1 protein-coding gene is annotated in these 16,184 nt (G+C 48.0%); it reads left to right on the top strand.

The window, feature by feature from the left end:
• Window positions 1-40: 40 nt before the first annotated feature.
• Window positions 41-16,165: a non-ribosomal peptide synthase/polyketide synthase gene (locus tag VP472_RS09100; protein WP_146276878.1), complete on the top strand. Its 16,125-nt coding sequence runs from the start codon at window positions 41-43 to the stop codon at window positions 16,163-16,165.
• Window positions 16,166-16,184 lie beyond the last annotated feature (19 nt).

Here is a 16,184-nt window from a genome sequence, read left to right as displayed (position 1 = left end):
AAGCATTATTTCTTTAAATTATATAAAATGAGGTGCTCCAATGTCGGTATTTAAAAACCAAGAAACGTACTGGGAAAACCTGTTTGATGAAGAAGACGGACTAAGCGCATTCCCTTACTTTAAAGCAGCGGATAAAGCGTCGTTGGCCCGTACCGGCTACCAGGAAAAATGCATCTGCCGTTCCTTATCTCCGGAAGTATCTCAAAGAATCATGACAATGGCGAATCATTCCGATATGGCGGCCTATCTGATTTTATTGGCGGGTATTGAATGCTTGTTATATAAATATACGGATCAAACGAGCCTGATTCTTGGCATTCCGACGGTATCGAAGCAAAAAGCCGGCCAGTCAGCCGTTAACAACATTGTCCTCTTAAAAAATACGCTTTCAAACGAGAGTACATTTAAAACCGTATTCGGACAGCTGAAAGAAGCCGTTAATGATTCTCTGAAAAATCAAAACCTGCCGTTTAGAAAAATGGTTCAGCATCTGAGCGTGCAATACAATGACGAGCATCTGCCGTTGATTCATACCGTCGTTTCGCTTAACGAAATTCATTCCTTGCAATTTAAAGAAGATACTGCAGCCGATACGCTGTTTCACTTTGATTTGGAGAACAACGGGATTCATTTGAAGCTTTTTTATAACGGCAACCTGTACGATGAGCGCTATATCAATCAAATTGTATCCCATTTGGATCAGCTGCTGTCTGTGATCCTGTTTCAGCCTCAAGCCGCGATCCATACGGCAGAGATCTTACCGGAAGCGGAAAAACAGAAGCTATTGTTTGATTTTAACGATACCGTCAGAGATTTCTCCGGGAGCAGAACAGTCTATCAATTATTTGAAGAGCAAACAGAAAGAACACCTGAGCATGCGGCCGTCAAGTTTAAAAACGACCATTTGACGTACAGGGAACTGAATGAGAAGGCGAACCGTTTGGCAAGAACATTGCGTAATTGCGGGGTTCAACCTGATACGTTAGTCGCCATTCTCGCCGATCGTTCATTAGAGATGATCGTATCCATTATAGCCGTTTGGAAGGCAGGGGGCGCTTATGTGCCCCTGGATCCTGAATATCCAAAAGAGCGGCTTCAATATTTGCTTCATGATGCGGATGCAGACGTTCTCCTTGTTCAGCGTCATTTAAAAAACAGTCTCACCTTTGACGGCCCGGTGATTGATTTGAATGATGAAACATCATACCATGCCGATAGCTCATTGTTATCACCAGTAGCGGGACACAGCCATTTAGCCTATGTCATTTATACGTCGGGTACAACAGGAAAGCCGAAAGGAGTCATGGTTGAACACGGCGGCATTGTGAATTCGCTCCAATGGAAGAAGGCGTTTTTTAAGCATTCTCCGGCGGATCGCGTGCTTGTCTTGTACCCGTATGTTTTTGATGCGTTCATTTTAAATTTCTTCGGCCCGCTCATCTCGGGGGCAACTTTGCACCTATTGCCTAATGAAGAGAATAAAGAAACTTTCGCCATTCAAAATGCCATAAAACAAGAGAGAATTACTCATTTCTCAACTTCTCCCCGTCTTCTGAAAACGATGATCGAACAGATGAACACAGAGGACTTCATCCATGTTCAGCATGTTGTTGTAGGCGGTGAGCAGCTGGAAACAGATACAGTTGAGAAGCTGCATTCTCTGCAGCCTCGCATTCGGATCAATAATGAATACGGACCGACAGAAAACAGCGTGGTATCTACATTTCACCCTGTTCAGTCCGCTGATGAACAGATCACAATCGGCAGCCCGGTGGCCAACCATCAAGCTTATATTTTAGGAGCGCACCATCAAATCCAGCCGATCGGCGTACCGGGAGAGCTGTATGTCGGAGGAGCGGGAGTGGCCCGCGGCTACCTCAATCGTCCTGAATTGACGGAGGAAAAATTTGTGGAGCATCTGCATGTCCCTAGTCAAAAGATGTATAAAACGGGTGATCTCGCCAGATGGCTGCCGGATGGAAGAATCGAATATTTAGGGCGGATTGATCATCAAGTGAAAATTCGCGGCTACCGGATTGAGATCGGCGAGGTAGAGGCAGCCATGTTCAATCTGGAAAACGTTCGTGAAGCCGCAGTCGTCGCGCGGGAAGACGCAGACGGGGCCAAACAATTGTATGCCTATTATGTCGGCGGGCCTTCTTTGACCGCTGCGCAGTTCAGAAAAGAATTATCCCGGGAACTGCCGAATTATATGATTCCCTCCCGCTTTATCCCATTGGAACGCATTCCGCTCACTTCCAATGGGAAGATTGATCTGAAAGCTTTGCCTGCTGCTGACGAAAATACGCGGGCGGAATACGAATACATAGCCCCGCGGAACACAATAGAAGAACTGCTGGCGTCTATCTGGCAAGAAGTATTAGGGGCAGAACGTATAGGAATTCTGGATAATTTCTTTGATTTTGGCGGAGATTCGATTAAGTCAATTCAGGTGTCATCCAGATTGTATCAAGCCGGATACAAGGTTGATATGAAGCATTTGTTTAAACACCCCTCGATTGCTGAACTTAGTCAGTTTGTAGCGCCGGTCAGCAGGGTGGCTGATCAAGGAGAAGTGAATGGCGGAACCAAGCTGACCCCGATTCAGCATTGGTTTTTTGAACAAAACATGCCGCATGCACACCATTACAATCAGGCCGTCATGTTATATTCGGCGGAAAGCTTTAAAGAGGCTCCGCTTCGCCGGACGATGGAACAGATCGCGTCGCATCACGATGCCTTGAGGATGATTTTTGAAAAAACGCCGGATGGATACGCTCCGCGAATTACAGGAACAGATGAAAGTGAACTATACCATCTGGAAGTGATGAATTATAAAGGGGAAACCGATCCGGCTCAAGCGATTGCCGATAAAGCGAATGAGATTCAAAGCAGCATGGTATTAGACAAAGGGCCATTGATGAAGCTCGGTTTGTTCCAATGTCCGGACGGAGATCATTTGCTGATTGCAATTCATCATTTGCTGATTGACGGAGTATCCTGGCGTATTTTGCTCGAAGATTTTGCAAGCGGTTATGAGCAGGCAGAACGCGGACAAACGATCCAGCTCCCGCAAAAAACAGATTCGTTTCCATTCTGGGCCGATCAATTGTCCAAATATGCGGCGGAAACCGACATGAAAGAGGAGATTGCTTATTGGACTGAGCTTTCAAGCATAAAGCCTCAGCCATTGCCTAAGGACACTATCAGCGAAGGATCGTTATTAAGTGACAGCGAAGAAGTGACGATTCAATGGACAAAAGAGGAAACGGAGCAATTATTAAAACAAGCGAACCGCGCCTACAACACGGATATCAACGATCTGCTGCTGACTTCGTTAGGGCTGGCTGTTCACAAGTGGACAGGCACGGAAGACATTGTCGTGAATTTGGAAGGCCACGGGAGAGAACCGATTATTCCGGATGCTGACATTTCCCGCACGATAGGATGGTTCACAAGCCAGTACCCTGTCGTCCTGAGGATGGAAGCCGGAAAAGACCTGTCGCAGCGGATCAAGATCGTAAAAGAAGGGCTGCGCCGCATCCCTGATAAAGGAATGAATTACAGCATCATCAAATATATATCCGGGCATCCGGAAGCCGACAGCCTGCAGCTGAATCCGGAGATATCGTTTAACTATTTGGGACAATTTGACCAAGACCTGAAGCATCAGGCTTTGCGCATATCGCCATATTCCACAGGGTTATCGATGAACGAAAACCAAGAGAGAACGGCCGTGCTTGATTTGAACGGCATGATTGCCGAAGGGACATTATCACTGACACTGAGCTACAGCAGCAAACAATACGAAAGATCTACTATGGCGCAATTTGCCCAAGGGTTGAAAGAAAGTCTGCAAGAAGTCATTGCGCATTGCGTAAGCCGGCAGCAGACTTCTCTCACACCAAGTGACATCCTGTTAAAAGATATCTCAATCGACGAACTGGAACAGCTTTTGGAGCAGACGCGTGAATTAGGCGAAGCGGAAAATATTTATCCATTAACGCCGATGCAGAAGGGCATGCTGTTTCACAGCTTATTTGATCCGAATTCAGGTGCTTATTTTCAGCAAACGATGTTTGATCTGCATGGAGATCTGGAGATTGATTCATTTTCAAAAAGCTTGGACGGCTTATCGCAAAAATATGATATTTTCCGCACGAATTTTTACAGAGGCTGGAAGGATCAGCCGCTCCAAATTATATTCAAAACGAAAAAAATCGGTTTTCAATTCAATGACATACGAGAGATGAAGGAATCACAAAAAGAAGCGATGATTCAGCAGTATGCCAGAGAAGATAAGATGCGGGGGTTCGACTTAGAAAAAGGCGCGTTAATGCGGCTATTCATCCTTCGTACGGATGAAAAGACATACCGTTTTATCTGGAGCTTCCACCATATTTTGATGGACGGCTGGTGCCTGCCGCTGATTACAAAAGAAATATTCGAGAATTACTTTGCCTTGCTTCAGCAAAAGCAGCCTGAACAATCATCAATTACTCCGTACAGTCAATATATTGAATGGCTCGGCCGGCAAGATGCGAAAAAGGCCACGGCTTATTGGGATCAATACTTGGAGGGATATGAGGAGCAAACCGGCCTTCCTAAGGATCACCATGCAGCGGAAGACGGACGATACGTTCCTGAAAAAGTGACGTGTGACATAAGCTCCGATCTCACTTCGAAAATGAAGCGGACGGCAGGCCAGCATCATGTCACGCTGAACACGCTGCTGCAGACGGCATGGGCGGTTTTGCTGCAGAAATATAACCGCAGCCGGGACGTTGTGTTTGGAAGTGTTGTATCCGGAAGACCTGCTGGAATTCCAAACGTGGAAACCATGATCGGCTTATTCATTAACACCATTCCCGTCCGGTTCCGGTGTGAAGCCGGAACAACGTTTGCCGAGCTTATGAAAGAGGCGCAAGAAAGGGCTGTAGCGTCTCAACAATTTGAGACGCACCCGCTGTACGATATTCAAGCGCGTACAACGCAAAAACAAGATTTAATTACACATTTAATGATATTCGAAAATTATCCGGTTGATCAGTATATGGAAAGCATAGGCCGCCAGAACGGAACATCCATCACGATCTCCAACGTACAAATGGAAGAACAGACCAACTACGATTTTAATTTGACCGTTATACCGGGCGACGAGATGACCATCTCTTTTGAATACAATGCAAATGTGTATGATCGGGCAAGCATAGAGCGGGTTCGGGAACATTTCATGCAAATCCTGCAACAAGTCGTGACAAATGCGGATATCCGGGTGGATCAAGCGGAATTGTTAACGGAAGGCGAAAGAAGAACCCTTCTGCAGACGCTTAACGACACGGCCGCGCCGTTTCCGCAGACGCCGGTTCATCAATTATTTGAAGAGCAATCGCAGCGTACGCCCGATCAAGCAGCCGTCATTGATAAGGACAGGCAGCTCACGTACGGAGAGCTCAATAAGCGGGCCAACCGACTGGCGCGAACGTTAAGAGCGAAAGGAGTCCAGACGGATCAGCCTGTAGCCATCATCACAAGAAACAGCATCGAATCGGTGGTCGGAATCCTTGCCGTTTTAAAATCAGGCGGAGCCTATGTCCCTATAGATCCGGAATATCCGCAAGACCGCATCCGGTATATGCTGGATGACTCCCAAGCCGGAATCGTTTTAATGCAGCGGGACGTCAGGAAACAGCTCGCCTACGAAGGCGTCACGGTTTTACTTGATGATGAAAGTTCTTATCACCAAGATGGCTCTGACCTTGCTCCGATAAATGATGTGAGCCATTTGGCATATGTCATTTATACGTCAGGTTCCACAGGCCGGCCAAAAGGCGTACTAATCGAGCACCGAGGCTTGACCAATTATATTTGGTGGGCGAAAGAGGTTTATGTAAAAGGCGAGAAAGCCAACTTCCCATTGTATTCGTCAATTTCTTTTGATCTGACGGTGACTTCTATTTTCACGCCGCTTGTCACAGGAAATGCAATCATCGTCTATGACGGAGAAGATAAAACAGCTCTGCTTGAATCGATTGTGCGGGACCCGAGGGTGGATATCATTAAATTGACTCCGGCCCATTTGCAGGTTTTGAAAGAAATGAACATTGCCGATCAAACGGCTGTCCGAAGAATGATTGTGGGCGGGGAAAACTTAAGCACCCGGTTAGCCCGCAGCATTCATGAACAGTTCGAAGGCCGGGTTGAAATATGCAATGAGTACGGACCGACGGAAACCGTTGTCGGCTGCATGATTTACCGTTATGATGCCGCAAAGGACAGACGGGAATCGGTACCGATCGGAACCGCTGCGGCAAACACGAGCATTTACGTTCTTGATGAGAATATGAAACCCGCACCGATCGGAGTGCCGGGAGAAATCTATATCAGCGGCGCCGGTGTGGCAAGAGGATATTTGAACCGTCCCGAATTAACGGCAGAGAAATTTGTCGATGACCCATTTGAACCCGGAGCGAAGATGTATAAGACCGGAGATTTGGCGAAGTGGCTGGCGGACGGAAACATTGAATATGCGGGCAGAATAGATGAACAAGTGAAAATCAGAGGCTATCGTATCGAATTAGGCGAGATCGAGGCGGCACTGCTTCAAGAAGAAGCGATCAAGGAAGCTGTCGTTACAGCCAGAGAGGATGTCCACGGGTTTAAACAATTGTGTGCATATTATGTAAGCGGCGGGCAAACAACGGCTGCCCGGCTCCGGAAACAATTGTCTCATACCCTTGCAAGTTATATGGTTCCGGCTTATTTTATCGAGCTTGATGAAATGCCTTTAACTTCTAACGGAAAAATAAACAAAAAAGGGCTGCCGGCTCCGGATTTCGAGCTGCAGGACAGAGCAGAGTATAAAGCTCCCCGAACAAAAGCGGAAGAAATATTAGTTTCTGCCTGGGAATCGGTATTAGGCGCTGAAAACGTCAGTATTCTTGATAATTTCTTTGACCTTGGCGGAGATTCCATTAAATCCATTCAAGTATCCTCCAGATTAAATCAGCAAGGATACAAAATGGAAATCAAAGACTTGTTTCAATATGCAACAATTGCAGAATTGAGTCCGCATATCAAGCAGAATCTGCGTATAGCCGATCAAGGTGAGGTCAAAGGAAAAGTCAGCCTGACTCCTATTCAGCATTGGTTCTTTGATCACATAACGACAGATCAGCATTATTATAATCAAGCCGTCATGCTGCATGCGCCGGAAGGTTTTCAGGAAACGCAGCTTCGTCAAACCCTGCAAAAGCTTGCTGAACATCACGATGCGCTCCGCATGACGTTCCGGACTACGGAAAATGGCTGCGAGGCACAGAATGAAGAAATCGCCCAAAGCGGACTGTACCGCTTAGAAGTCCTGAATCTGAAAGAAGATTCCGATCCGGGACGGACAATTGAAGCCAAAGCTGATGAGATACAAAGCAGTATGCGTTTAAGTGATGGGCCGTTAATGAAAGCCGGGTTGTTTCAATGCGCAAATGGAGATCATCTGCTCATTGCCATCCATCATTTGATTATAGACGGGATTTCATGGCGCATTTTACTGGAAGATATCGTTAGCGGCTACAAGCAAGCCGAGAACGGGCGAGTGATTCAACTGCCGCAAAAAACAGACTCTTTCCAATTATGGGCTAAGAGACTTTCAGAATATGCGCAAAGTGAAACCATAAAACAGGAACAGGAATATTGGACAAAGATCGAACAAACCGAAGTCAAACCGCTGCCTAAAGATTTTCATGAAACCCATACAACTGCAAAAGACAGTGAAACAGCAACTGTGGAATGGACGAAAGAGGAAACGGAGCTGCTATTAAAACAAGCGAATCGCGCTTATAACACGGAAATAAACGATTTGCTCTTAACTTCTCTGGGTCTTTCCATATCGCATTGGTCAGGACTGGAACAAATTCCGATTCATTTAGAGGGACACGGCCGAGAACAGATTATACAAGATATAGATATCTCCCGCACGGTCGGGTGGTTTACAAGTCTGTATCCGGTTGTGCTGCACGCGCATCCGGGCAAAGAGATCTCTGATTATATCAAGACGACCAAAGAAGGATTGCGCCAAATTCCGCATAAAGGGATCGGATATGGAATAGCAAGGTACTTAAGCGGCGGAATGCCATCGAAACTCAATCCTGAGATCAGCTTTAACTACCTGGGACAGTTTGACCAAGATTTACAGCAGCATGGGGTTCAATTATCTTCTTATTCTTGCGGTTCAGACTCAAGCGGAGATCAAGAAAGACCGTATGTATTGAATATAAACGGAATGATCACCGACGGCCGGCTGAAGCTTACGATCAGCTACAGCAGCAAACAGTACGCAAAAGAAACGATCATGCGGTTATCGGAAACGATTCAAAGCCGCCTGCGGACAATCATTACGCATTGCGTCCATAAAGAACAATCGGAACTGACGCCAAGCGATATTTTGTTAAAAGGCATGTCCATTGACGAATTGGATCAGCTCCTCATTCAACTGCCGCATGCAGGTGAGGTTAAAAACGTGTATCCGCTCACTCCGATGCAGAAAGGAATGCTCTTCCACAGCCTGCTGGACGAGGCCTCAAGTTCTTATTTTGAACAAGCATCGTTCGATTTGCAGGGAGAGTTAAAGATTGATTGGTTTAAAGCAAGCCTTGAACGATTATTTGAAACATACGCCGTACTCAGAACCCGTTTTTACAGCGGCTGGAACGATACTCCTTTACAAATTGTCTATAAAACGCAAACACCGCAAATTCATTTTGCAGATTTGCGTGACATAGAGGAGCACCTGCGAGAGGATGCAATCGCAGCCTATCAAAGAGAAGATAAGGCAAAAGGATTTGACTTGGCTCGGGATCCGCTGATGCGCATAGCGATTTTCCGTATGGAAGACCGCAAATATCATTTGATTTGGAGCTTCCATCATATTGTGATGGATGGCTGGTGCCTGTCTCTTATCACGAAGGAAGTGTTTGATCATTATCGCGCCTTACAGGAAGGCAGGGAACCAGAACCGTCATCGGCAGCTCCTTACAGCGACTATATCGAGTGGCTTGACCGCCAAGATCAGGGAGCGGCAAAGCGGTACTGGAGCGGGTATCTTGAAGGATATACAGGTGAAACCACGCTTCTTCATAAAATAGAGCAGCATGAACAAAAAGAATACGCCTATGCCAATGTGATCTGCCGATTTGATCACGAACAGACAAAACAATTACAGCAGATCGCAAATCAGCATCAGGTTACATTAAACACGTTGATCCAAACGTTATGGGGAGTTTTATTACAGAAATACAGCGGGTCAGCAGACGTTGTCTTCGGCAGTGTCGTGTCGGGAAGGCCGGCGGAAATTCCTGATGTAGAACAGATGATCGGCCTGTTCATCAATACCATTCCGGTTCGCATCCGCTGCGATGAGGACAGCACTTTTGCTGATACGATGCAAATGGTTCAACAAAACGCTCTGGCTTCCCAATCATACGATACCTATCCTTTATACGAAATTCAGGCCCAAACGGAACAAAAGCAAAACTTAATTGATCATATACTGATCTTTGAAAATTATCCGATAGAGCAGCAAGTCGAAAAGGGCCATGATGCTGCGGATTTAAATATCGTGAATTTCCATATAGAAGAACATACCCATTACGATTTTAATGTAGTTGTCATCCCTGGCGAACAACTCACCGTTCATTTTGATTTCAACCAAAATGAATATGGACAATCAGAGGCAGAGCGGATTCGCGGACATTTTGAACAGCTCATTCACCAAATTTTGCAGCAGCCGTCTGTCAAAATAGAAGAAATGGAACTTCTGACGCAGCAAGAAAAAGAACAGCTGCACAGCCGTTTTCAGTCTAACGAAATGCATTACCCACGTGAACAAACGATTCATCAGCTGTTCGAGGAACAAACACTCCGGACGCCGGACCATGAGGCGGTTATATTCGAGGAGCAGCGTATGACATACCTTGAGTTAAATGAACGGGCCAATCAACTAGCACGCACTTTACGAGCTGAAGGCCTACAGGCCGACCAGCTTGTTGCGATCATGACTGAGCGTTCTCTAGAAATGATGGTCGGGATTTATGCAATCCTGAAAGCGGGCGGCGCTTATGTGCCAATCGACCCGGATTACCCGGATGAACGCATCCGCTACATCCTTGAAGATTCAGGAGCGACCCTGCTGCTGTCACAGCGTCACGTGAAAGAACGGGTTGCTTTTGCAGGAACGGTCATCGATCTCGATGATACTTCCGTTTACGATGATGACGTTTCTAACTTGGAGCCGCTGTCCCGTGCGGACGATAGGGCATATGTAATTTACACGTCCGGATCGACCGGCAAGCCCAAGGGGGTTATGGTTGAACATCGTCCGGTTATAAACCGGTTGATGTGGATGCAAAAGGCTTATCCGATCGGCAGCGGCGATACGATTTTACAAAAGACAGCGATCACCTTCGACGTCTCGGTATGGGAGCTGTTCTGGTGGGCTTTGACCGGTGCGAAGGTGTGCCTGCTTCCGCTCGGCGGAGAGAAAGACCCCGAAGTGATTTGGAACACAATAGAAGAGCAAAGTATCACGACAATGCATTTCGTCCCGGCGATGCTGCACGCCTTCCTGAAGTTTGCGGAAGCACAGACGGCGAGCGTACAGACAAGCAAGCTGCGTACGTTGCGGCAAGTGTTTGCAAGCGGCGAGGCTTTAATGCCGGCACATACGGCAAGATTCCATAGCCTTATTACGCCTATGAACGGCGCCCGACTGATCAACCTGTACGGCCCGACGGAAGCAACGGTCGATGTGTCGTACTTCAACTGCGAAGCGAACCAAGCGTATGCATCGGTGCCGATCGGCAAGCCGATCTCGAATATACAGCTGTATATGATGGCACCGGGATCAATGCGTCTACAGCCAGTCGGAGTACCGGGAGAGCTTTGCATCGCAGGCGACGGACTGGCGAGGGGGTACCTGAACCGTCCGGAGCTGACTGCGGAGAAGTTCGTGGATCATCCGTTCGAACCCGGCAAACGGATGTACCGGACGGGCGATCTGGCGAGATGGCTGCCGGACGGTAACATCGAATATTTGGGCCGGATCGATCATCAGGTGAAAATTCGAGGATACAGGATCGAACTCGGCGAGGTGGAAGCTCAGCTCTTAAAGATAGAGTATGTACAGGAAGCAGTAGTCACCGCTCTTGAAGACGGAGCCGGAGAAAAGCAGCTATGCGCATACTTTTCAGCGAACACCGAGCTGATGGTGAGCGAGCTGCGAATAGCGCTGTCGCAGGAACTGCCGGGGTATATGATCCCGTCGTACTTTATCCAACTAGAGCGTTTGCCGCTCACGGCAAACGGAAAAGTCGACCGCAAAGCATTGCCAGCACCAGAAGGAGGCGTGCAAACAGGGGGCGAATACGTTGCTCCCCGTACAGCGGCGGAAGCGCAGGTGGCGCATATCTGGAAAGAGGTGCTTGGACTTCCGCGTATCGGCGTGAAAGATAACTTCTTCGACATCGGCGGTCACTCGCTGCGGGCAACGACTCTGACGGCGAAGCTGCACAAAGAGATGGGGGTCAGCCTGCCGCTGCGGGAAGTGTTCCGGTCGCCAACAATTGAAGAAATGGCAGAAACGATTACCGGAATGAAACACACAGCATATACATCTATCCCGGCCGTTGACGCAAAAGAATACTATGCCGTCTCCTCGGCGCAAAAACGGCTGTACATTTTGAATCAGCTGAAAGGCGGAGAGCTGAGCTACAACATGCCGAGTGTCATGAGGGCCGATGGAGCTCTGGATCGGGAACTTGTCGAGAAGGCGATCTGCAAGCTGATTCAGCGCCATGAAACGCTGCGTACCGGCTTTGAACTGATAGATGGAGAACCGGTGCAGCGGATCTATGACGACGTCCGATTTGCAGTGGAATTCACTCAGGCGAAAGAAGAACAGGCGGAAGCCCTCGTTCATGGGTTTGTGCGGGCATTTGACTTGGAGAAAGCACCGCTGCTGCGGGTAGGACTGATCGAGCTTGCAAAAGACCGCCATTTGCTGCTGTTTGACATGCATCATATCATTTCAGACGGCGTATCTATCAAGAATTTGATTGAAGAGTTCGTTTCATTATATGAAGGAAAAGAGTTGCCGCCATTGCGGATTCAATATAAAGATTATGCGGCGTGGCAGCTGGCGGATATGCAAAGCGAACGCATGAAGCAGCAGGAAGCATATTGGCTGGATGTGTTCAGCGGAGAGGTTCCGGTGCTGGATATGCCAACCGACTACGGAAGACCGGCTGCGCGGAGCTTTGAAGGAGGACAAATCGAGTTTGTTATCGGACCGGAGCTGACGGAACAGCTGAAAGGCTTGGCGGTGAAGAGCGAAAGCACGCTGTACATGGTGCTGCTGGCTGCTTATACAACCATGCTTGCCAAATACAGCGGGCAAGAAGACATCGTAGTAGGGAGCCCGATTGCCGGAAGAACCCATTCGGATTTGGAAAGCTTAATCGGCATGTTCGTGGGCACGCTGGCGATACGAACGAAACCGATCGGGGAAAAAACATTCCGGGAGTACGTGCAGGAAGTCAAAGAGCATACATTAAAAGCGTACGAAAACCAGGAGTATCCATTCGACGAACTGGTGGACAAGCTGAATGTGTCCCGGGATTTCAGCCGCCATCCGCTGTTTGACACGATGTTCATATGGCAAAACACAGAACGGGGAGAATTGAGCCTCGATGATGTGCGTTTTACCCCTTATCCGGACAACCATGTGATGGCGAAGTTCGACCTGACGTTCCAAGCGGCAGAAAATGAAGACGGGATTACAGGTATGATCAGTTACGCGGCAGCGCTGTACAAGCAGGAAACTGCGGAACGCATGGCAAAGCACTTTATCCAATTGATAGAGGCGATTGCGAATGATCCGCAGGCGCCGCTTTCATCGCTGGAGATGATCACCGCGAAGGAGAAAGAGCAGATTGTGGAGAGATGGGGCCAACCGGCGATAGACTGCCCAAGGGACAAAACAATTCACCAATTGTTCGAGGAGCAGGCGGAGCGTACGCCGGAACTTACGGCCGCAGTTTACGAGAAAAGCCGATTCACATACCGTGAGCTGAATGAGCGGGCCAACCGCCTGGCGCGGATTTTAAGAAGCGAAGGCGTGCAGCCTGACCAGCCTGTCGGTATTCTGGCAGAACGTTCTCTGGAAATGATCGTGGGGATTATGGCGATCCTGAAAGCCGGGGGCGCGTATGTGCCGATGGATCCGGACAGCCCGCAGGAACGCATCCGCTATATTCTGGAGGATTCAGGAGCAAAGGTTCTGCTGGCACAGCCCCATTTACAAGATCGTGTATCCTTTGCCGGAGAGATTTTACTGCTGAATGACGAACGAATGAACAGCGGGGATGGCTCGAATCTGGTGACGGCAGCCGGACCGGATCACTTGGCGTATGTGATTTACACATCAGGCACAACCGGCAAGCCAAAAGGCACGCTGATTGAGCATCGCCAGGTACTTCATTTGATGGAGGGGCTCCGCGGACAAGTGTACGGTGCTTATGATTCGGGATTGCGTGTGTCTCTGTTGGCACCGTACTATTTCGACGCATCGGTCAAGCAAATTTTCGCGGCACTGTTAGGGGGACATGCACTGTATATCGTCCCTAAAGCATCAGTATCAGACGGTTATGCCTTGTCAAACTATTATCGCACCCACCGCATTGACGTCACAGACGGAACACCGTCACATTTGCAATTGCTTATCGCTGCAGACAGCCTTCATGGGGTAACGATCCGGCACATGCTTATTGGAGGAGAGGCGCTCCCGCAGGCGACAGTGGCGCAATTGCTTGAATTGTTCGCTTCGAACGGGTCATCAATGCCGCTCATAACCAATGTATACGGTCCGACGGAAACTTGCGTGGATGCATCGGTCTTCCATATCGTACCGGAGACATTGGCATCCGCTGACGACGGCGGCTACGTGCCGATCGGCAAGCCGCTGGGCAACAACCGTGTGTATATTGTTGATTCCCATGACCGGATGCTGCCTATAGGTGTAAAGGGTGAGCTGTGCATCGCCGGAAACGGAGTAGGACGAGGGTATCTGAACTTGCCTGAATTAACGGGTGAAAAGTTTGTAGCCGATCCGTTTGTAATCGGAGAGCGGATGTATAAAACAGGCGATCTTGCCCGTTACCTGCCGGATGGAAACATTGAATATGCCGGAAGAAAGGATCATCAGGTGAAAATTCGCGGTTACCGGATCGAACTTGGCGAGGTGGAAGCCGCTCTTCTCAACATCGAGCATGTACAAGAAGCGGTGATCCTGGCCAGAGAAAATGCAGAGGGACAAAGCGATTTGTATGCCTATTTTACAGGGGAGAAGTCACTGCCGATCAATCAGCTTAAAGAAAAACTCTCCGATCAAATACCAGGCTACATGGTTCCTTCATACCTGATGCAACTGGAACAAATGCCGTTAACCTCCAATGGAAAAGTGAATCGCAGCGCGTTACCGCTGCCTGAAGCAGGCTTGCAGACCGGGATTGACTATGTTGCTCCAAGGACAAAACCGGAAGAGCAGCTGGTTCACATCTGGAAAGAAGTATTGAAGTTAGAACAAGTCGGCGTCAAAGATAACTTTTTCGATCTCGGCGGGCATTCGTTACGGGGGATGACGCTCGTTACCAAGATCCATAAGCAATTCAGCAAAAGCATTTCATTGAGAGAAGTGTTTCAATACCCGACGGTTGAAGAAATGGCGAGGGTCATTGCAGGCGCGGAAACCGGCGGACCGGATGAAATCCCTGTTGCAGAAGCCAAAGATGTTTATCCTGTATCTTCCGTACAAAAGATGGTTTACCTGTCTACACAAATTGAAGGCGGAGAACTAAGTTACAACATGCCGGGAATTTTGACATTGGAAGGCAGGATCGATATGAATCGTTTACAATCTGCGTTCCAAAGTCTGATCCAGCGCCATGAATCGCTACGAACCGGATTTGAAATGGTTCGGGGAGAGCTGGTGCAGGTGATCAAGCCGCAGGCGGATTTCTCTATAGAAAGGTACAAAGCAGCTGATGAGCAGGTCGAGGAGCTGTTCCGCAATTTCGTGCGGCCTTTCGATCTCAGTCAGGCTCCATTGCTTCGGGCCGGACTCATCGAATTAGAACAGGACAGACATGTTTTCATGTTTGACATGCATCATATCGTTTCAGACGGCGCTTCTATGAATATTTTCGTTGAAGAACTGATTCAATTGTATGACGGCAAAGAATTAACCCCGCTCCGGATTCAATACAAAGATTACACTGTATGGCAGCAGCAGGCGGAGCAGAGGGAACGCATCAAAAGGCAGGAGAACTATTGGCTGAATGTATTTCATGAGGAACTCCCGCCATTTGAACTGCCGAAAGATTTTGCCAGACCGCGAATTCGAAGCTTTGAAGGCAAGCGATACAATTTCGCTCTCGATGAGACTGTGGTCCAGGGGATTAAACAGATGGAAGAATTGACCGGATCGACCGCTTACATGATCTTGCTGTCAGCCTATAACATACTGCTGGCTAAATACAGCGGTCAGGAAGATATCGTCGTCGGTACGCCTATTGCGGGAAGAATGCATGAAGATTTACAGCATATTATCGGGATGTTTGTGAATACGCTGGCCATCCGTACGGCTCCGGCTGGAGAAAAGACCTTTATGGATTATGTAACGGAAACAAAAGAAACGATGCTGAAAGCTTATGAAAATCAAGAATATCCTTTTGAAGAATTAGTTGAGAAACTGGGAGTGAAACGGGACTTAAGCCGTAATCCGTTATTCGATACGATGTTTGTTCTGCAAAATACGGAACAAACGGATATCGAATTGGACTCTCTCGCGGTCAGACCATATGAACAAACAAATACGGCGGCCAAATTTGATTTACAGCTGACTTTCGTGATGAATCCGCACGAGATTCAAGGAAGCTTTGAGTACTGCACGAAGCTGTTTAAACAGAAAACCATCGCTACGCTGAGCAAGGATTACGCCATGATTCTGTCGGCGATCATAAAAGACCCATCGATTCCTTTAAAAGAAATTCAATTAAGTGAGAAAGTAAATAAAAGTGAACACTTTGCAAGCGAAATCGAATTGAATTTCTAAAAAAGGCCGGTACCGGCTG

This window comes from Bacillus sp. MT(2024) (assembly GCF_036362845.1).
Classification (GTDB): Bacteria; Bacillota; Bacilli; order Bacillales; family Bacillaceae; genus Bacillus; species Bacillus velezensis.
This window is presented reverse-complemented; position numbering and strand designations above follow the sequence as displayed.